Here is a 19010-nt window from a genome sequence, read left to right on the forward strand (position 1 = left end):
AGCACGCCCGGGGCCACTCGTCTGTCGGTACTACTACAACTACAACTACTACTGCTTCTTCTTGCTCGTGCCCGCCAGGCCGCGCCACGCGAGATTCTCGAGCAGGTCGACGGCAGCATCGACGTCGATCTCACCACCGGCCACCCGGTCCGCGACGGCCTCGCCGGCCCCGACCAGCGCTACCGCCATGATCGAGAAGTCGGTACCCGGCTCGGGATCCTTGGTGCTCGACTCCAGTAACTTCGCCGTCAGTTCGATCAACCGGTCACGGCTGCTGCTGACCTGCGACGCGAACGTCTGCTGCCCGATCGCCTGCCGGTACAGCACCATCCACGAGCGCCGGTTCGCGTCGACGAACCCGAGAAAACCGGCCAGCGCGGCACGCAACTGCTCGCGCGGGGGAAGGTTGGGGTCGCCCGCAGGCGAGATGGCCTCGACGAACCGCACGCCCTCCCGGTGGATGCACGCCGCGAACAGTTCGTCCTTGGACCCGTAGTACAGGTAGAGCATCGGCTTCGAGATGTTCGCCCGGGCGGCGATCGCATCCATCGAGGCGTCGTGGAAGCCGTTGTCGGAGAAGACCTCGATGGCGGCGTCCAGCATCTGCTGCTCACGCACAGCCCTCGGCAGCCGCTTGGTGCCTCCAGCCATCATTCCTCCAACCACAGGTAAGAGATGCCATCTTACTCTACGGTAAGAAGATCAACGGTCACTTCATTGTGACCCAGGCGATCCTCAGCAGCTCACAGCGCCCTTCGCGCGCGCCACCGTCAGCACCGACTCGTCCACCTGCGACTGCGGCAACCGTCCCTTCGCGACCGCGTCCTCGAGATGGTCCAGCACCCGCGGCACGTCGTCGGTCGTGAGCCACAGCGCCGACGTCACGCCGGACTTCAGGGCCTGCTCCACCGCGTCGGCGATGTCGAACCGATCGGTGATCGCCTTCATCCCGCTCAGGTCGTCGGTGAAGATCACCCCTTCGAACGGGGGCGCGTCGTAGCCCGTCCCCTTCCGGAGCAGGTCGACGGCCTGCGGGCTCAGGCTCGCCGGCAGCCCGTCGGTGGTGAGACCAGGAACGCTGAGATGACCCAACATCACGCCGACCTCGGTGTCGACCAGGTTCCGGAACGGCACGAGGTCGGTGTTCTGCAACTGGTCGAGGGGCGGCGTGGTGACGGCGCCGGTGTGCGAATCACCGGACGCCGATCCGTGGCCCGGGAAGTGCTTGATGACCGGCAGGATCCCGGCGTCCCGCATGCCACGGGCGTACGCGTCGGCGTACCGGGTGACCACCTCCGGATCGTCCGAGAACGATCGGTCGCCGATCACCGAGTCGTCCGGCTGGCTGCTCACGTCGACGTCGGGGGCGAAGTTGACGGTGATCCCGACACTGCGCAGCTTGCGGCCGCGCTCGAGCGCCATCTCGTAGGCCTGGTCCGTCGTCATGGTGCGCGCGACCTCCCGCGCCGACGGGTCCGGCCCGAACAGCTGGTCGACACGGGACACCCGGCCGCCCTCCTCGTCGATGGTCACCATGAGCGGCACCGCGCTGGCTTCCGCGACCTGCGCGGCCTCCCCGTTCGCGAGCATCGACTCGTCGGTCCAGCTGCCGATGAAGATGCCACCGATGCCCTCGGACTTCACGACGTCGAGGGCGTCCGCGGTACCCGTGACGCCCACCGTGAGCAGCTGCGCCAGCTTCTGCCGCTCCGTGAGCGACTTCAGGAAACCGGGTCCGCACACCGCGGAGCCGAACGGTCCCGGCGCCGCCGCCTGCGAGGTGGTCGACGTCGACGACGCCGCTGATTCGGACGTCGACGGCTGGGACGTCGCGGTGGTGTCGGTCCCGTTCCCGGACGAGCACCCGGCCGCGAGACCGGCGCACAGGACGAGGGCGAACGCATGTCGGATTCGCATGGTTCCGACCGTAGTCGACATCGATCCGAGCGGTTTCCGAGCCGGACACCCCGGGTAATGGCAAGGTAATCTTCAAGAACGGAAGCCGAAGGCCGCCCCGGGCGGTCGACCCCGATTCCAGGAGGTCACAGTGCCTGCAGATCTCATGCTCATCGCTTACGACGGCTCCGACAACGCCAAGCGTGCGATCCAGCACGCCGGCCGATTCCTGGCCGCGAACCGCGCCGTGGTGGTCACCGCGTGGGAACCCATGGTCCGGCAGGCGGCTCGGATGTCCGGACTGTCCGGGGTCATGCAGCCCGAATGGGTGCCCGACGAGCAGTCCGAGGACGTCGCCCTCATCGACGCCCGCACCACCAACGACGAGGGTGTCGACCTCGCGCTGGCCGCCGGACTCAACGCCGAGGGCCGCTGCTGCGAGTCGTCGACCGCCATCTGGGCCGCGATCGTCGAATGCGCCGACGAACTGGACGCCGACATCATCGTCACCGGCACCCGGGGCACCACGGGGCTGCGGTCGCTGCTGCAGAGCAGCGTCGCCGACCACGTCCTGCGGCACAGTCACCGGCCGGTGCTGATCGTTCCGCCGGGCAAGTAGAGGCGCGAACCTGAGGGCGGCCGTCCACGGTGCCACGACTATCGTCGGCAACATCATGGACGGCTTCCTGCTCTCGCGTTCCGATCGGACTCTCCGCACCGCCGGGACGCGGGACCGCTACGACACCGTCGCCGCGGCGGCCGCAGCGCTCGCCGACGGTCGCGTCGAGCTGGTGGTGGGCGCGCTGCCGTTCGATCCGTCCGCACCCACCGCGCTCACGGCGCCCGCGTCCGCGGCGTGGACCGACGGGCCGTGGCGCCCGGACACCGTCGTACCGCTGCCGCGCGTGACGATCGCCGGCGAGGTTCCGAGCCCGGCCGAACACGTCGCTCGTGTGCGCCGACTGGTCGACCGGCTGCGCGGCGGCGAGTTCGACAAGGTGGTGGCGGCGCGGGCCGTGCGGCTGACGGCCGACGCACCGATCGATCCCGAGGCGCTCGCGGCGCGCATGATCCGCCGCCACGAGACGGCCAACGGGTTCGCCGTGGACCTCACGGCGTCGGGCGAGGCCTACCGCGGCCACGCCCTCGTCGGCGCCAGCCCGGAAATCCTGCTCGGTCGCCGCGGCGACGTCGTCACGTGCCGCCCGCTCGCGGGATCGGCGCCGCGCCGCGCCGACCCGGACGCCGACCAGGCGGAGGGCGCGGAACTGCTGGCATCGGCGAAGAACCTCGCCGAACACGCGTACGTCGTCGAGTGGATCCGCGAGGTGCTCGCTCCGCTGTGCGCCGAACTGGATGTGCCGGCATCCCCCGAACTGACCCGCACCGGCGAACTGTGGCACCTGGCGAGCCCGATCCGCGGTCGACTGCTCGACGGTTCGGTGTCCTCGCTCGAGCTCGCGCGGCGCCTGCACCCCACGCCCGCGGTGTGCGGCACCCCCACCGACCGGGCGTTGGACGCGATCCGCGACGTCGAGGGCGACCGCCGCTTCTACGGTGGGGCCGTCGGCTGGTGTGACCGCGTCGGCGACGGCGACTGGGTGGTCGCGATCCGGTGCGCCGAGATCGACGCGGACGGCACGTCGGCGCTGGCGTGGGCCGGGGGCGGGATCGTCGCGGCGTCGGATCCCGACACCGAACTCGCCGAGACCACCACGAAACTCGGCACCCTGCTCGGAGCACTCGGCGTGGACGCCCACGCCGCCGCCCCCGCAGGTGATACCTTGACCCGGACATCACGTACGCACGAGTAGGACTCGCGTACCCGGCGGCTTGACCATGGGAGATCCGAGATGGCGAAGTTCCTTGTCCCCGGCGTTGCCAGCGCTGTGATCGGTGCAGTGGTCGGCGCCGGTGCCGTTCTCGGCGTCACCGCGGCCGCGCAGGACAACACGCTCCCGGACATCGACCGCTCCGGCAACGCGAACTCGTCGATCCTCAACCAGGTTGAGTACGGCAGCCGCTGAGCCCGCAGGCATCGCGCGTTCCCGCACGTCCCCCTCGTCCGGCGGTCCCGTCGACGGGGGGCTTTCCGTCGAACCCTCGACCCAACCACTGACCCGGCGCTGGCTGTACGGCGCCGGGTTCGTCGCGTTGGTCCTGAGCCTGCTGCAGTCGCCGGGCCTGGTCGTCGCCGACACCAAGTACGACCTCACCGAGAACCCGATCGGATTCCTCACCCGAGCCGCCCACCAGTGGAGCAGCATCGCGCCGCTCGGCCAGGTGCAGAACCAGGCCTACGGCTACTTCTTCCCGCACGGGCTGTTCTTCGCGGCCGGTGAGTTCCTGCACGTCCCGCCGTGGATCACGCAACGCGTGTGGTGGGCGCTGCTGATCGTCGCCGGATTCTGGGGCGTCATCCGCGTCGCCGAGGCCCTCGGCATCGGCAGCCGCTCGTCCCGGATCGTCGCGGCCGTCGCGTTCGCGTTGTCGCCGCGTGTGCTCACCACGATCGGTTCCATCTCGTCGGAGTCACTGCCGATGATGCTGGCGCCGTGGGTGCTGTTGCCGGTGGTCCTGGCGACTTCGTCGCCCGTGCGCCTTTCCGGTGGGCCGAGCTACCAAAAAGGCGCACGGGTGCTCGCCGCCCAGTCCGCCCTCGCCGTCGCCCTCATGGGCGCGGTCAACGCCGTCGCCACGGCAGCGGCCTGCCTCGTCGCGGGCCTGTGGTGGATCGCGCACCGCCCCAACCGCCGCTGGTGGGTGTTCACCGCGTGGTGGATCCCGTCGCTGCTGCTCGCGACACTGTGGTGGATCGTCCCGCTGCTGCTCCTCGGCCGGGTGAGCCCGCCGTTCCTCGACTACATCGAATCCTCCGGCGTCACCACGCAGTGGACGTCGCTGACCGAGGTGCTGCGCGGAACCGACAGCTGGACGCCGTTCGTCTCCCCCGAGCGCGTCGCCGGCACGGTTCTGGTGACGCAGCCCGTCGCGGTCGTCGCCACCGGCCTGATCGCCGCGGCCGGCCTGGCCGGGCTGTGCATGCGCCGGATGCCGGCGAAGGGTCGGCTGACGCTGATCCTGCTGGTCGGCATCGCCGGACTCGGCGCCGGTTACATCGGCGAACTCGGGTCCCCGATCGCCGACCAGGTCCGCGCGTTCCTCGACGGCACCGGCGCGCCGCTGCGCAACGTGCACAAGCTCGAGCCGCTGGTCCGGCTTCCGCTGGTCCTGGGGCTGGCGCACCTGCTCGCGAAGGTGCCGCTCCCCGGGTCGGTGCCCGTCCGCCGCTGGCGCAGCGCGTTCGCGCATCCCGAACGTGAACCGCTGGTCGCGGTGACGACGCTGATCCTCGTCGCGCTCACGCTCACGACGTCACTCGCGTGGTCCGGCCGGCTGGCCCCGCGCGGCGCGTACGACGAGGTGCCGGCGTACTGGCACGAGGCGGCGCAGTGGCTCGAGGACAACGCCGCCGGATCCGGGTCGGGCGCGGACGCCGAACGCGCGCTGGTGGTGCCCGGCGCCCCGTTCGGCGCGCAGGTGTGGGGCCTGACGCGCGACGAGCCGCTGCAGGCGCTCGCCTCCACACCGTGGGCGGTGCGCGACGCCGTCCCGCTCGTGCCGCCCGGTGCCATCCGGGCGCTCGACTCGGTGCAGCGCACCATCTCCGACGGTCGACCGTCCGCGGGCCTCGCCGACACCCTGCTCGGTCAGGGCATCCGCTACGTCGTCGTGCGCAACGACCTGGACCCCGACACGTCCCGGTCGACGCGTCCGCTGCTGGTCCACCAGACGGTCGACGGCTCACCCGGACTCGAGAAGGTGGCCGAGTTCGGCGAGGAGATCGTCCCGGACACCGTCGACGACGTCGTGATCGACAGCGACCTGCGCCCCGGTTACCCGGCCGTCGAGATCTACCGCGTCACCTCACCCGACGGCGCGACCCCGGCCGCCGGTCCGTACGCCGTCGACCTGGACCGGGTGCCCGTCGTGCAGGGCGGCTCCGAGTCGCTGCTGCGCCTGGCCGAGAACGGCACCGTGACCGGGCCCGCACTGCTCGCGTCGGATGCGGCCCGTGCCGGCATCGACGCCACGTCGGTGACGGTCACCGACACCCCGACGAACCGCGAGACCGACTTCGGTCAGGTCGACAATCACAGCTCCGCGCTGCGCGGCCCCGACGACGAGCGCCGCACCTACAACGCGGTTCCCGACTACCCCGTCCCCGGCGCCGCGCTGGTGGAGGGCGAGTGGTCCGGTGCGACGCTCAGCGTGTCGAGCGCCGCCTCCGACGCCACACAGCTCGGCGGGACCGCCCCCGGCAGCGGGCCCGCCGCGACCGTCGACGGCGACCCGGCCACGGCGTGGCTGAGCAACGGCCTCGAGACCGCGCGCGGGCAGTGGCTGCGCCTGGACTTCGACACCCCGATCACCCGCGGCATGCTGCACCTGACCACGAGCCCCGCCGCGTTCGGTCCGCCGGTGAAGTGGATCCGCGTGGAGACCCCGAACGGCTCGACGTCGGTCCGCGTCGACGAACCCGGAAAACCCGTCGACGTGTCGCTGCCGTCGGGCACGACGCCGTGGCTGCGGATCCTCGCCACCCACACCGAGGACGGCTCCCCCGGCTACCAGTTCGGCATCAGCGAGATCTCCGTCGACGACTACTCCACCGGCACCGCGCTGCCCGTGCCGATCGTCCACCGCACCGTGCTGCCGGCGACGCCCGCCGGTGCGCAGGTCCGCGGCTGGGACCTGGGACAGGAACTGCCGGGACGTGCGGGCTGCGCCGACGGTCCGGACCGCGTGCACTGCAGCGGCTCGCTGGTGCTGCCCCCCGAGGAACCCGGCACGTTCACCCGCACCCTGTCGGTGCCCGAATCGACCTCCGTCACGCCGCAACTGACGCTGCGGCCACGTCCGGGCGCCGCGCTGGAGGGCCTCGTCACCGACCCGGCTGCGGTGTCCGCGACCGGCGCCGCCGACGGCGTCGAACTGCGTGGCACGGCCGCGGCGGCCGTCGACGGGGACGTCGCGACGTCGTGGACGGCGCCCACCGACAGCGCCCAGCGCAAGGGCGGGTTGCCGACGCTGACGATCCGGTTGCCGCAGCCGACGCTGGTGACCGGACTGCAGCTCACCCCGAGCCCCGGCAGCCTGCCCGCCGCCCCCAGCCGAGTCGCTGTCAACCTCGGCAACGGCCCGCAGACCCGCGACCTCGATACCGAAGGCGCTGCCCCACAGACCGTTCCGCTCGATCCGCACGTCACCGACACGATCGTGCTGAGCCTCGTGCAGTGGGACGACGTCCTCGACCGCACCGCGCTCGGATTCCTGCAACGTCAGCCCGCCGGACTGTCCGAGGTGGCCGTGCTCGGCGACGGCGGCCGACCCGTCCCGGGGACCGCCACCGCCACCACGGACCGCACCGTCACCGTCGGCTGCGACATCGGCCCCACGATCTCCGTCGGCGGCACCGTCGTCCGGACGTCGGTGACCGCGACCGCGCGCCAACTGGCGTCCGGGCAGCCGGTGACCGCGACCGTCTGCGACCCCGCGCCGGCGCCGCTGCCCACCGGCCGCCAGGACGTCGTGGTCGCGCCCGGGCCGGCGTTCACGGTCGACAACCTGCGCCTCGATGCGGCGCCCGCACCCGCCGCCGCCCCGGTGTCGTCGCCGGCCGTCGGCCGCTGGACCGAGAACCTGCGCGAACTCGACGTCGCGGCGTCCGACGCCGATCAGCTGCTGGTGGTCCCCGAGAGCACCAACATCGGCTGGGTGGCGACCGCGCCCGACGGCACCGAACTGCAACCCGTCGTCGTGGGCGGCTGGCAGCAGGGCTGGATCGTGCCCGCCGGCACCGACGGCGTCGTGACGCTGACCTTCCCGTCGGACCGCTGGTACCGCGCGGGCATCGCGTTCGGGCTGCTGCTGTTGATCCCGCTCGCGCTGCTGGCGCTGGTACCGCGCCGACGCGACCGCGAACCCGAGCCGGAGGGATCGGCGGCACCTCCGCGCCCGTGGCACAGCGTCGTCGCCGCGGCCCTCGGCGTGACGGCCGTGGCGACCGTCGTGGCGGGACCCGTCGGAACAGGTGTCACGCTGCTCGTCGCCGCGACCGCGTTCGGACTGGCGAGGTGGCGCGGTGACGCGTTCGCCTCCCGCTTCCTCGTCGGGACCGCCGGGGTGTCACTGGTGATCGCGTCGGTACTGCTGTCGACCGGGCCGTGGCGCGCCGCCGACGGCTACGTCGGGCATTCGTTCCTGATTCAGCTGTTCGCGCTGATCGGCGTCGTCTGTGTCGGCGTCTCGGCACTACCGCTGCGGCGTTCGCCGATGTGGCGGCGCTTCTCCCAGCGTTTGACGGCGCGGCGGGCCGGTTCCTCGACGAGCGCGTAGCTGGCCGACGCCACCGCGATGCTGAGCACGCTCGTGACGGCGAGGACGAACCAGAAGTTGCCGTTGAACGGGACGATGCCGAACATCGGGAACACGATCGTCAGCACCGCGAGATGCCAGATGAACAGGCCGTACGACCACCGTCCGACGGCCAGCGCCACCGGGCTCGCCAGGATCCGGTGCCGGTGCCCGGCGAGAACCAGCGGCGCCAGCAACGCGAAACTCATGACCGCGCCGAGGGCGATCTTCGTGGCGTACTGCCACGGCTCGGCGCGGACCAGTCCCTCGGGCCCGGCCAGCCATGTCGTCGACAACCCGAAGGCCACGACCGCGATCACCGCCATCCATACCCGCCGCTCGGCCAGGCGGTGCACCCACGTCCCGCCCACCATCGCCAGTTCGGCGAGCAACATGCCGGCAGCGAACCACGGGATGTAGCCGGGCAGCCAGTTGTCGTGGTGGATGCCGTCCGGGGCGGGGACGGGCAGGAAAGCCCACGTGAGGCTGACGATCGCCGCGGCCAGCAGCACCGGCACCCGGAACCGGGCGCTGTCGCCGCGCAACTTCACCAGTGCCAGCGCGAGAATCGGCAGCACCAGGTAGAAGGCCACCTCGACCGACAGACTCCACATCTGCGTCAGACCCTCGGTGAGGGTGAGCGGCACGAACACCTGCAGCAACGCCAGGTTCGACATCCACACCTTCCAGCCGCCGCCGGCCGCCGGCAGGAACGCCAGCACCAGCACAACCAGCACCCAGTAGGCCGGCAGGATGCGCGCGGCGCGGTTGAGCCAGTACCGGGCGACGGTCGGCGGACGCCCGAGACCGCGGGCCGCGGCCGCGTGCGGACGCCACAGCAGGAAGCCGGACAGTGCGAAGAAGACCGCGACCGCCAGATCGAACCGCCCCCAGATCCGGCCGATCACGGCATCGCCGGTGGCGCCGGTCTGGAACGCCACGTGGGTCACCAGGACGCCGAAGGCGGCGAACCCGCGCATCCCCTCGAGCGCCGGGACGAACGCCCTCGGATTGCCGACGGGGGCGGGCGTGGCGAGGTGTTCGCTGTTCATCGTCGTCAAGTGTGCCCGGGTCGTTGCGGAACCGAAAGAGCGACGTGAACGATCCGGAACTCCGGTGCTGACGCAAATGGGACAACGAGACTGTTAGTGTCTGGGCTCACGTGGTGTCACGAAACGTCAGGCACCGTGCGACCCGTGCAGCGGGCACGCTGCCGGTGGGGGTATCTCAATTCAAGAACATTGAGTTAGGAGACAGCATGGCCGAGCGCTCAGGCCCGAGCCGGATACTTGCGTGCATTCTGGTGGGCCTCGGGACCTTCCTGCTCGCCGTGGCGGTCCTCATTCCCACGTACACCGTCGACAAGCTGAAGAAGACGCCGCTGGACCTCGAGGTCACCACCGTCGCCACCGGCAACGGCGACGTGCTCGACTCCAAGGCGCTGCTCGCGGGCAAGGCCGAGGTCAACACCAACGTGCCGATCGTCGCGCAGCGGTACGTGATCACCGAGCAGCCGTCCGACGCCGACGTCATCTCGCTGCAGGCCGGGCAGACGCTGATCCGCACCGACAAGCAGGGCGAGAGCGGCCTGCTCACCGCGACGGTGGACCGGTTGACCGCCGACCGTGTCAGCTCGATGCCGGTGGAGCCGCCCGTCGGCACCATCCAGACGTCGTCGACCGAGCCCGCCGAAGAGGTGTCGCACACCGGCCTGCAGTACAAGTGGCCGTTCGACGCGGAGAAGAAGAGCTACCCCTACTTCGACCTGAACTCGCGCACCACGCAGGACATCAATTTCGTTGAGGAAACCGAGATCAACGGAATGAAGGTGTACCACTACAACCAGGTGATCGAGCCCGTCGACCTGTCCAAGGTCGTCCCGTCGGCGCCCACCAACAAGCTGACGCTGCCCGCCAAGACGTGGGGCGTGCCCGGCGACGACCAGCCGGTCACGATGATCCGCTGGTACGCCAACGAGCGCGACGTCTGGGTCGACCCGATCACCGGCGTCGTCATCAAGGGCCAGGAGAAGCTGTACCAGTACTACGCCCGCGACAAGGCCAAGCCCGAGGTGACGGTCCTCAAGGCGACCCTCCCGTTCGACGAGAACACCATCGAGTACCAGATCGGCCAGGCCAAGGACGGCCAGGACAAGCTGTCGCTGTTCGGGCGCACCCTGCCGATCGTCGCCGGCATCGTCGGCGTCATCGCGCTGATCGCCGGCATCTTCCTCGGCCTGCGCGGCGGCCGCGGCAACAAGGGCGCGACCGCCGGCGGCCCGGCGAACCCGCCCGCCGGATCCGCCGGCAACGACTGGACCACCGACAAGACCGAGGAATTCCCCACGGTCAACATGGACAAGGGCGGCTTCACCGAACCGCCCCGCCAGCAGTAGTCGGCTGACAGACCACGAACCCCCGCACGGATCACCGTGCGGGGTTCGTCGTTCCCGGCTCCGTCCCCGCGCTTTGCGCACTTATCGCGGGATCCTGGGCCCACCCCTCGCGTTTTGCGCACTTATCGCAGGATCCGGGGGCCGCCCCTCGCGCTTTGCGCACTTATCGCCGGATCCCGGGGCCCCTTTCCCGCGCTTTGCGCACTTATCGCGCGACGTCGGCGGCGCGGGCACTGCGCACCGCCAGCCCCGCGGCCGTCGCGGCGGTCACCGTGGCCACGCACATCGCGGCGGTGACGAACGCGCGGACCGTGTCGGCGACGGTGAAGAACAGCACCACCTCGACGGCGAGGCCCACCCACGCGACGATCGCGAGTTGCGTGCGCTCGCCCGCGATCGCGGACAACAGCGCGCCCTGCAGCACCGCGAGCGCGGCGCCGTTCCACGCGAACATCCACAGGATGCCCTGGACGGGCGTGTACACCTCGCCGAACAGGACCGGCGCGAGCGGAGCCGCCAGGGCAGCTCCGACGACGAGGACGACGCCGAGCGCCACCAGCACACCGAGTGCCGACCGGACGGCCGCGGCCGAGTGTTCCGGGTTCGCCATCTTGGGATAGAGCACGACGCCGATCGCCTGCGGAAGCCAGAACGCAGCCTTGGTCGCGACGGCCCCCGCCGCGTAGAGACCGGCGTCGTGGGAGTCGAGCACCATGCGGGCGACGACGAGATCCACCGACGTCAGCGCGATGAGCGCCAGCTGCACCTGCGACGCCCGCAGGACCGTCGCGACCCCGATCGCCGCGGCGTCCGCCCGCGCGCCGGTTGCGGACGCTCGTCGGCTCGCGATCAGGTGCGCCACGAACGCCATCACCCCGGTGCCGGCCGCGCCCGCGAGCAGCGTCGGTCCCGGCCCGCCGCCGACCGCCAGCACCGCCACGGAGGGTGCCACCTTGACGATCCCTGCACCGGCCAGCACGACGCTCAGTTCCGCAAAGCGGCCGGCGCCCTGCAGGATCCCCTGTTCGGTGCCGAGCAACACCAGCAGCGGCGCGGCGACGAGGGCCGATGCCGTCGCGGCGAGGCTCGTGTCGAGCGCCCACGACATGATCGGGACGAGCACCAGCGCGATCACGCCGACGATCGCCGCGCAGCGGTAGCCCAGCGCCCGTAGGACCGGGACCGGCTTGCCGTGCACCACTTCCCGAGCCACGACGGTCTGCAACGCGAGCGCCGGCACCGCGAGCACCAACTGGGCGGCGAGCAGGGCCGCGAACTCGCCGTAGCCCGCCGGGCCGAGCCACCGCACCGCGGGCAGCGCGAGCAGGTAGGCGGCGATGTTCGCCGTCATCGATCCGACGGTCACCATCGTCATACCGGCGACCGTGGAGCCGGTGAGCGATTGGCGTGGCATCCGCTCATGATGCACCACGTAAGGTGCCGCTCATGACGCCACGGCACCCGAGTCTCGCGCGCGCCGTCCCGTCGCTGTACAGCCTGGTGTTGGCCGTGCTGATCCTCGGACCGCTCCTCGGCCCCGGCTATCTGCTGCTCCGCGACGCGGTGAGCACGCCGCGGTCGTACGTCACCGATTCGGCGCTGGGGCTCACCGACGCCGCGGCCCGCGCGGTGCCGCAGGACTGGTTGATCGCGGTGCTCAGCTCCGTCGTCGACGGCGGTGTCGTGGTGAAGGCGATCCTGGTCGCGGCGCTGTGGCTGGCCGGGTGGGGCACGGCCCGCATGGTGGCGGTGCTGTTGCCCGGTGTCGGGTTGGGGCCGCAGTTGGTGGCGTCGACGGTGATGCTCTGGAATCCGTACGTCGCCGAACGTCTGCTGCAGGGGCATTGGAGTCTGCTCACCGGATATGCGGCGTTGCCGTGGGTGGTGTGCGCGGCCGTCGCAATCCGGCGGGGGCGCCCGGGCGGGTGGGCGGCACTGACGCTGTGCCTCGCCGCGGCGGGTCTGACGCCGACCGGCGCGATCCTCGCGGCCGTCCTGGCAGCTGCGCTACTCGTGCGCCTTTCTGGTAGCTGGGACTACCGAAAAGGCGCACGGGCAGCTTGCTGCCTCCTCGCCCTTTTCCTGGCCGCGTCGGCGCCGTGGCTGGCGGCGACCGTCCTGTCCGGGGGCGGCGGGACGTCGGATCCCGCCGGGGTCGCAGCATTCGCGGCCCGCGCCGAACCAGGACTGGGCACGATCGGCAGCCTCGCGGGACTGGGCGGGGTGTGGAACTCGACCGCGGTGCCCGGCTCGCGGACGTCGCTGTGGGCGCTCGCCGGGACGGCACTGCTGCTCGTCGTCGTCGCGTGCGGGCTGCCCGCGCTGTGGCGCCGACGCCGCCACCCGGTGATCGGTACGCTCGCGGTCCTCGCCGGGCTCGCGGTGCTGCTGCCGGCGCTCGGCGCGACCGGGTGGGGACTGTCGGTCGGCGAGTGGGCCGTGGTGCACGTGCCCGGTGCGGGACTGCTGCGCGACAGCCAGAAGTGGGTGGCCCTCGCCGCGCCGCTGTACGCGCTGGCCGCGGCGGCCGGGGTCCGGGCGTTGTCGAAGCGAGTGTCCGTGCCGGGTGCGGTTCCCGTCGCGGCGATCGCCGCGGTCGTGCTGGCGCTGCCCGACCTGGTGTGGGGTGTCGCCGGCGCGTTGAAGCCCGTGCAGTATCCGCCGGCCTGGCGGCAGGTCGCGCAGCATCTGGAGCTGTCGAAGGAGGCCGGCGACGTCGCGGTGCTGCCCGCCGGCATGTTCCGCAGGTTCCCGTACAGCGGCGACGCGCCCGTCCTGGACCCGGCGCCCCGGATGCTGCCGCGGGACGTGCTGCAGACCGGGCAGCTCGTTGTCGGGCAGGCCGCAACCGTCGGCGGCGAGGGCGCCCGCGCGACCCGTGTCGAGCAGTTTCTGCTCGCGGGCGCCGGCCCGCAGTCACTCGCCGAGGAAGACGTCCGGTGGGTGTTGGTCGAGCGCACCACCCCGGGCCCACTCGGGGATTCGCAGCGCACCCTGGACCAGCTCGAGCCGATCTTCGCGGACGACGAACTGGCGCTCTACCGGGTCCCGGGGGGCATCCCACCGGATCCCCGGGAAGGTCGCGGCGAGGCCCTAGCGGCCCACCTGCTGTGGGCGGCGCTGCTGGCGGGCGGCGGGCTAGGCGTCCTGCAGGCCCGGCGACGGCGTCGTCGCGGCTTCGACGCCGGAGATCAGCCCCGACACGTGCCGTCCCGCGGCTGACGACGCCAGCACCGCGTACACACCGGACGCGGTCTGCTCCCACGAGAACTCGTTGGCCCGCAGCCGCGCCTTGCGGCCGAGGTCGGCGCGCAGCTCGGCGTCGAGGAGAAGAGACTCGACGGCCGACGCCAGCGCCGGGACGGCGGCGGCCTGGTCGGCGACGGCATCCCCGCCGACCAGCAGCCCGGTCACGCCGTCGATGATCGAATCGGTGAGGCCCTTGGAGCTGCGGTAGCCGACCGTGGGGACGCCGTGCTGCGCAGCCTCGATCACCGCGAGGCCCCACCCTTCCTTGCGGGAGGGCATCACGTGCACCCACGAGCGGGCGAGCAGTTCGTGCTTGCGCGGCTCCGGGACGTGGCCGTGGAAGGTGACGGCGTCGCCGATACCGAGTTCGTGGGCGCGCTCGCGCAGGTTCTGCTCCCACCAGCCGCCGCCGATGACGTCGAGGTGCAGCTCCGGGATGGTGCGGCGCAGTTGCGCGACCGCGGCGAGGGCGTCCTCGATCTGCTTGTGGGGCACCAGCCGCGACAGCACGCACACGCTCGGATGCGGGGTGCGCGTCGCGTCGCCCCCCGGGTCCACCCCGGCCGGGATCGCGTCGGCGCCGTTGCGCACCACGGCGATCCGATCCCGCTCGACGCCCAGGTCGGTGAGTTCGTCGGCCGACGGCAGCGACACCGTCAGGTACTGGCTGTCGCGGTGCACGCGCGGCGACAGCCAGGATTCGATCCACCAGCCCACGTGCCCCATGAGCCGTCCCGCGACGGGCCACTGCTCCCGGTGGCAGTGGTGGACCAGCACCGTGACCGGCGCACCCGCGACCGCACGGGAGAAGAACGGGATGCCGTTCTGGGTGTCGACCACGGCGTCGGGGCGCAGCCCGGCGAGCGGGCCCAGGCCGACGCGTCCGGCGAGGATCGCACCGAGCGCCCGCGGATACACCGTGAGCCGGCCGCCGCCACGCACGATGCGGACGCCGTCGACCGTCTCCTCGCGGGGGGCGCCGGGATACCCGGCGGTGCGGAGGGTGACCTTGACACCGCGACGGGCGAGACCGGCCCCGACCTCCTCGAGGTACCGCTCGCTGCCGCCGCCCTGGGGATGCCCCGTGTCGCGCCAGCACAGCAGGAGAACCTCTCGCACGTGCGTGCCCCCTCACCGGCTCGGACGGTCGCCTGCGACACACCTTATCGGCTGGACGCGGCGCGCCCTACCGTCAAGTAGCGGAAACCGGCGAACGCGGCGGCGGTATGTCCGATCGTTAAGGTTCCTCCCGTGAACCGTGCCCGATCGCCTCGCGTGACCCGCTACTTCGCCCGCCGCGCCACCCTGAGACGGTCGGTCGGGCTGCTGAGCGATTTCCGGTACGAACAGACCGACCCCGATCTGTTCTACGGCGCGCTCGCGCGTGACTCCGTCGAACTGATCGGCGACCTGCATCGTGGACTCACCGACACCGACCTCACCGGCACCATCGTCCTCGACGTCGGCGGCGGACCCGGCTACTTCGCGGACGCGTTCTCCCGTGCGGGGGCGCGCTACGTCCCGGTCGAACCGGACCCGTCGGAGATGCACGCGGCCGGACTGAGCGTCGGCGATTCCATCCGCGGATCCGGCCTGGCGCTGCCGATCCGCTCCGACGCCGTCGACGTGTGCTTCTCGTCGAACGTCGCCGAACACGTCGCGCAGCCGTGGGTGATGGCCGAGGAGATGCTGCGGGTGACCAAACCCGGCGGCCTGATGGTGCTGTCGTACACGCTGTGGTGGGGCCCGTTCGGCGGGCACGAGACCGGACCGTGGCACTACCTCGGCGGCGAGTACGCGGCCCGCCGCTACCAGCGCAAACACGGCAAGGAGCCGAAGAACCGGTTCGGCGTCTCCCTGTTCGACATCGGCGCGGAGGACGGTCTGCGCTGGGCGAAGGCGCAGACCGGCGGCGACGTCCTCGCCGCGTTCCCCCGCTACCACCCACGCTGGGCGTGGTGGATGGTGAAGATCCCGGTGCTGCGGGAACTACTGGTCAGCAACCTGGTCCTGGTGATCCGAAAGCGCTGATCCCGCGGACTCGTCCGGTATGCCGCCGCCGCGCAGCAGCAGGCCGAGCGCGTCCGCGAGCGCCACAGCGCCGGCCTCGCCGTCGTCGGACTCGACGTACTCACTGGGCGAGTGCGAAATCCCCGTGGGGTTGCGGACGAAGAGCATGGCGGTAGGGACGTGGTCCTTGAGCACACCCGCGTCGTGACCCGCGCCGGTGCCCAGTACGGGCGCGTCCGAGAGTGCGGAGGCGAGGAGGTCCCGGAGCGAGGCGTCGAAGTCGACGGTCGGACTGAACGACTCCTCCGTCATCGCCGCCGTGCAGCCTTCCTCCGCGGCAAGGATGGCCGCCGCCTGGCGGATCTGTTCCACCAGCACCGTCGTGACCGTGTCGTCGGGATGACGCACGTCGACCCACAGATCCACCCGGGAAGCGATGACATTGGTGCCACCCGGTGTGGGAACCAACCGGCCGACTGTGGCCCGGGCCGCGGACTGCCCGCGCGCAAGATCCCGGATTCGTGACACCAGCCGGCCGGCAGCCACCATCGGATCGCTGCGATCACACATCAGCGTGGTGCCGGCATGGTTGCCCTCACCGGTGAGACTCACCCGCCACCGCCCGTGACCCAGGATGGACGAGGCGACCGCGATCGGCCGGTCGAGGTCGACGAGTCCGCGCCCCTGTTCCACGTGCAACTCCACGAACACCGCCATCCGAGCCAGCGCGTCCGGGTCGGGACCCAGTCGAAACGGATCGAGTCCGCCGCGGACGGCGATGTCCGCAAAGGTGTTTCCGTCGACGTCGGTCAACGCACGGGCCCGATCAGGATCGATGGCGCCGGTGAGCAGTCGCGATCCCAGGCAGGCGACACCGAACCGGGAGCCCTCCTCTTCGGGGAACACCACGATCGCGAGCGGTCGCGGCCCCAGCGCGTCGCGGGAACGGAGCACATCGAACGCGACGAGCGCCGACGCGACGCCGAGCGGTCCGTCGAAAGCACCGCCACCGGGCACCGAATCCAGATGGCTGCCGGTCACGACCGCATCGGTGTGGGTGCCGTCCGGTGCGTGCCAGGCCCAGATCGCGCCGTTGCGATCGACCTCCACCTCCAGACCCCGCTTCTCGGCGTGTGCGACGAACCACTCCCGAAGTTGGTGTTCGGCTGCCGAATACACCGGCCGCGAGTACCCGCCACGCTGCGGGTCCCGCCCGATGTCCTCGATCTCCGCCAGCAGACCCGAAACGGTGTCACGCGCAACTGCTGTCGCTTTGTCGCTCATCGCATCTCACCCGCGCCCACGTACGGGTGAAGGCTGGACAGCAGTTGCCCCTCGGCGAACCGTTCGAGCCGGAAGTCCGCTGCCGGGACGTCCGGGTCCCGGCTGTCCCCGTCGACGATCAGATCGGCCATCAGATCGCCGACGGCCGGGCTGATCTTGAATCCGTGACCACTGAACCCGGCAGCGAGGAACAGTCCGTCGATCGCGACGGGGGCGATGACGGGATTCCAGTCGGGGGTGATGTCGTAGCAGCCGGCGTAGGTGTGTGCCACCGCCGCGTCCGGGAAGTCGAAGCGGTGCAACATCTTTGTTGCCGCCCTTTCGATCCCCTGCTCACCGGCCTGGTTGGAGTACGCGTCCGGATCGGCGTACCTGGGCGTGCTGTGGTCACTGTTCCCGACCAGCAACTCACCCGAGCCTTCGATCCGCACGTACTGGAGACTCACCAGATCCGACAGTGCCGGCAGGCCACGAAGGGGTTCGCCGGTGTCGACCAGGAGCAGTTCGGAGCGCAACGACTCGATCGGCAGGTCGATGCCGACGTCCGCCATGAGCTTGCCCGACCACCAACCCGAGGCGACGACGACGGTGTCCGCCTCGAGAACTTCTCCACTCACCAGTTCCACGCCGGTGGTGCGGCCCTCGGACGTCAGCACCCGCGCGACCGGGGTGTTCTGCCGAACCTTCGCACCGGCCGAGCGAGCCACCGCCCCGAAGTGCAGGGCGAGCTGGGACGCGTCGGCATACCCGCCGCGCGCCTCGTAGGAGAAGGCCGCCACGTCGGCGACGTTGAGCTGCGGCCACAATCGACCGGCCCGTTCGTGGTCGATCATCTCCGCTTCGATACCGAGGCCCTGGTGTACGGCGGTGTTGGCGCGCAACGCCTCCTCGTTCTCCGCTCCGACGGCGACCATGTAGCCGACCTGACGGAAGCCGACCTCGTCACCCAGCCGCTCGAACGTCGGCAGGCTTCGCCACGCCATAGCGGCGATCGACGGCACCCCGTAGTGGCACCGCACGATCCCACTCGACTTGCCGGTGCCGCCGCTGGCGAGGCTGTGACGTTCGAGGACCAGCACCTCGCTGATGCCGCGTTCGGTGAGGGCTCGGGCGATCGAGAGCCCGATCAACCCGCCCCCCACCACGATCACGCGCCGACCGGTCATGACAGGACTCCCTTCGAGACCACGGGCCCGCCGGCTCCGACCGGTGCGGTTCGGTCGCCCGGCTTCGGCATCCTGGGCACGAGTTCGCGGACGTCGCCTGCGAGGTACACGAGCGGCTGGCGATCCGCATCGACGTCGAGTCCGACCACCCGGAGCAGGACGATGGTGTGATCGCCTGCAGGCAAAAGGCTTTGGACCTCGCAGTCGAGCCACACGCCCGCTCCACGCACGAATACGGCGTCCTCCGGGCTCACCGCCGTGTCGATGCCCGCGAACCGGTCCACCCGCCTCCTCCCGATGGCGGCGCACACAGCCCCTTGATCCGCCGCCAGGATGCTGACGCCGAGCCGGGCCGAACCGCGCAGCCGCTGCCAGGTGCGCGAGGTGTTCATCACGCACACGGACACCAGTGGAGGATCCAGTGATACCGCCGTGAACGAACTCGCGGCCATACCGATCAGCTCGCCGCCCGACTGCGCGCAAACCGCGGCCACGCCGGTCGGGAAGCTCGCGTACGCGGCTTTGAGGGTGGTCGGGTCGGTGCCGGTCGTCGTAGGTGTCATGTCCTGCTCCCCTGGTGATCGTGGTGGCGA

The 19010-nt window shown here is 71.1% G+C and carries 14 protein-coding genes and 1 pseudogene; 7 read left to right on the forward strand and 8 right to left on the reverse strand.

Annotated elements, in window-relative coordinates; all coding sequences use genetic code 11:
* Positions 1-48: 48 nt before the first annotated feature.
* Together A6I89_RS16455 and A6I89_RS16460 are read right to left on the reverse strand one after the other, a co-directional pair.
* Positions 49-651 (reverse strand): TetR/AcrR family transcriptional regulator, encoded by a 603-nt coding sequence (locus tag A6I89_RS16455; RefSeq protein WP_013417232.1) that lies wholly within the window; start codon positions 649-651, stop codon positions 49-51.
* 84 nt (positions 652-735) lie between these two features.
* A complete protein-coding gene (locus A6I89_RS16460; protein ID WP_022597982.1) occupies positions 736-1917 on the reverse strand; it encodes a glycoside hydrolase family 3 N-terminal domain-containing protein in 1182 nt (393 codons plus the stop codon).
* Positions 1918-2047: 130 nt separating this feature from the next.
* On the opposite strand from A6I89_RS16460, the gene A6I89_RS16465 reads away from it, so the two are divergent.
* The 4 genes from A6I89_RS16465 to A6I89_RS16480 all read left to right on the forward strand — a co-directional run bounded on the left by A6I89_RS16465 (position 2048) and on the right by A6I89_RS16480 (position 8295).
* Positions 2048-2515, forward strand: a complete 468-nt coding sequence (locus A6I89_RS16465; protein ID WP_005517576.1) for a universal stress protein — start codon at positions 2048-2050, stop codon at positions 2513-2515.
* 55 nt (positions 2516-2570) lie between these two features.
* Positions 2571-3710, forward strand: a complete 1140-nt coding sequence (locus A6I89_RS16470) for an isochorismate synthase (RefSeq protein WP_022597985.1) — start codon at positions 2571-2573, stop codon at positions 3708-3710.
* A gap of 39 nt (positions 3711-3749) precedes the next feature.
* Positions 3750-3923: a DUF2613 domain-containing protein gene (locus A6I89_RS16475; protein WP_005517572.1), complete on the forward strand. Its 174-nt coding sequence runs from the start codon at positions 3750-3752 to the stop codon at positions 3921-3923.
* 88 nt (positions 3924-4011) lie between these two features.
* On the forward strand, positions 4012-8295 hold the full coding sequence (locus tag A6I89_RS16480) for a DUF3367 domain-containing protein (RefSeq protein WP_172504605.1): 4284 nt from the start codon (positions 4012-4014) through the stop codon (positions 8293-8295).
* A gap of 20 nt (positions 8296-8315) precedes the next feature.
* Here the strand turns inward: A6I89_RS16480 and A6I89_RS16485 are convergent.
* Positions 8316-9365: pseudogene (locus tag A6I89_RS16485) on the reverse strand (acyltransferase family protein); the annotation flags it as partial.
* A gap of 206 nt (positions 9366-9571) precedes the next feature.
* Between A6I89_RS16485 and pgfA the strand changes: the two are divergent.
* Positions 9572-10708 carry a cell envelope lipid trafficking protein PgfA gene (gene pgfA, locus A6I89_RS16490; RefSeq protein ID WP_013417238.1) on the forward strand — a complete coding sequence of 379 codons (1137 nt, stop codon included), beginning with the start codon at positions 9572-9574 and terminating at the stop codon, positions 10706-10708.
* A gap of 205 nt (positions 10709-10913) precedes the next feature.
* On the opposite strand, the gene A6I89_RS16495 is transcribed toward pgfA, so the two are convergent.
* Positions 10914-12122, reverse strand: a complete 1209-nt coding sequence (locus tag A6I89_RS16495) for a hypothetical protein (protein ID WP_022597995.1) — start codon at positions 12120-12122, stop codon at positions 10914-10916.
* Between the two features lie 32 nt (positions 12123-12154).
* Here A6I89_RS16495 and A6I89_RS16500 point away from each other — a divergent pair, with 32 nt between their 5' ends.
* Entirely contained in the window at positions 12155-13930 is a 1776-nt protein-coding gene (locus A6I89_RS16500) for an MmpA family trehalose lipid delivery protein (RefSeq protein ID WP_022597997.1), read from the forward strand.
* Here A6I89_RS16500 and A6I89_RS16505 read toward each other — a convergent pair.
* A complete protein-coding gene (locus A6I89_RS16505) occupies positions 13847-15076 on the reverse strand; it encodes a glycosyltransferase family 4 protein (protein ID WP_022598000.1) in 1230 nt (409 codons plus the stop codon). The two genes, A6I89_RS16500 and A6I89_RS16505, sit on opposite strands and share 84 nt — an antisense overlap.
* A 156-nt stretch (positions 15077-15232) precedes the next feature.
* Between A6I89_RS16505 and A6I89_RS16510 the strand changes: the two genes are divergently transcribed.
* Positions 15233-15988, forward strand: coding sequence for a class I SAM-dependent methyltransferase (locus A6I89_RS16510; protein ID WP_037085975.1), 756 nt, complete (start codon positions 15233-15235; stop codon positions 15986-15988).
* Here the strand turns inward: A6I89_RS16510 and A6I89_RS16515 are convergent.
* Genes A6I89_RS16515 through A6I89_RS16525 form a run of 3 tightly spaced genes read right to left on the reverse strand, consistent with a single transcriptional unit; the run spans position 15947 to position 18980 of the window.
* Entirely contained in the window at positions 15947-17251 is a 1305-nt protein-coding gene (locus tag A6I89_RS16515; protein WP_022598002.1) for an allantoate amidohydrolase, read from the reverse strand. The two genes, A6I89_RS16510 and A6I89_RS16515, sit on opposite strands and share 42 nt — an antisense overlap.
* Positions 17248-18417, reverse strand: a complete 1170-nt coding sequence (locus tag A6I89_RS16520) for an NAD(P)/FAD-dependent oxidoreductase (RefSeq protein WP_060934513.1) — start codon at positions 18415-18417, stop codon at positions 17248-17250. The genes A6I89_RS16515 and A6I89_RS16520 overlap by 4 nt, the downstream gene beginning before the upstream one ends.
* Positions 18414-18980 carry a flavin reductase family protein gene (locus A6I89_RS16525; RefSeq protein ID WP_022598005.1) on the reverse strand — a complete coding sequence of 189 codons (567 nt, stop codon included), beginning with the start codon at positions 18978-18980 and terminating at the stop codon, positions 18414-18416. The genes A6I89_RS16520 and A6I89_RS16525 overlap by 4 nt, the downstream gene beginning before the upstream one ends.
* Between the last annotated feature and the right edge of the window lie 30 nt (positions 18981-19010).

This window comes from Prescottella equi (genome assembly GCF_002094305.1).
Taxonomy (GTDB): Bacteria; Actinomycetota; Actinomycetes; order Mycobacteriales; family Mycobacteriaceae; genus Prescottella; species Prescottella equi.

Coding starts and splice junctions, on each gene's coding strand:
- A6I89_RS16455 (WP_013417232.1), bottom strand. CDS start 651: ATGGCTGGAGGCACCAAGCGGCTGCCGAGGGCTGTGCGTGAGCAGCAG.
- A6I89_RS16460 (WP_022597982.1), bottom strand. CDS start 1,917: ATGCGAATCCGACATGCGTTCGCCCTCGTCCTGTGCGCCGGTCTCGCG.
- A6I89_RS16470 (WP_022597985.1), top strand. CDS start 2,571: ATGGACGGCTTCCTGCTCTCGCGTTCCGATCGGACTCTCCGCACCGCC.
- A6I89_RS16475 (WP_005517572.1), top strand. CDS start 3,750: ATGGCGAAGTTCCTTGTCCCCGGCGTTGCCAGCGCTGTGATCGGTGCA.
- pgfA (WP_013417238.1), top strand. CDS start 9,572: ATGGCCGAGCGCTCAGGCCCGAGCCGGATACTTGCGTGCATTCTGGTG.
- A6I89_RS16495 (WP_022597995.1), bottom strand. CDS start 12,122: ATGCCACGCCAATCGCTCACCGGCTCCACGGTCGCCGGTATGACGATG.
- A6I89_RS16500 (WP_022597997.1), top strand. CDS start 12,155: ATGACGCCACGGCACCCGAGTCTCGCGCGCGCCGTCCCGTCGCTGTAC.
- A6I89_RS16515 (WP_022598002.1), bottom strand. CDS start 17,251: ATGAGCGACAAAGCGACAGCAGTTGCGCGTGACACCGTTTCGGGTCTG.
- A6I89_RS16520 (WP_060934513.1), bottom strand. CDS start 18,417: ATGACCGGTCGGCGCGTGATCGTGGTGGGGGGCGGGTTGATCGGGCTC.
- A6I89_RS16525 (WP_022598005.1), bottom strand. CDS start 18,980: ATGACACCTACGACGACCGGCACCGACCCGACCACCCTCAAAGCCGCG.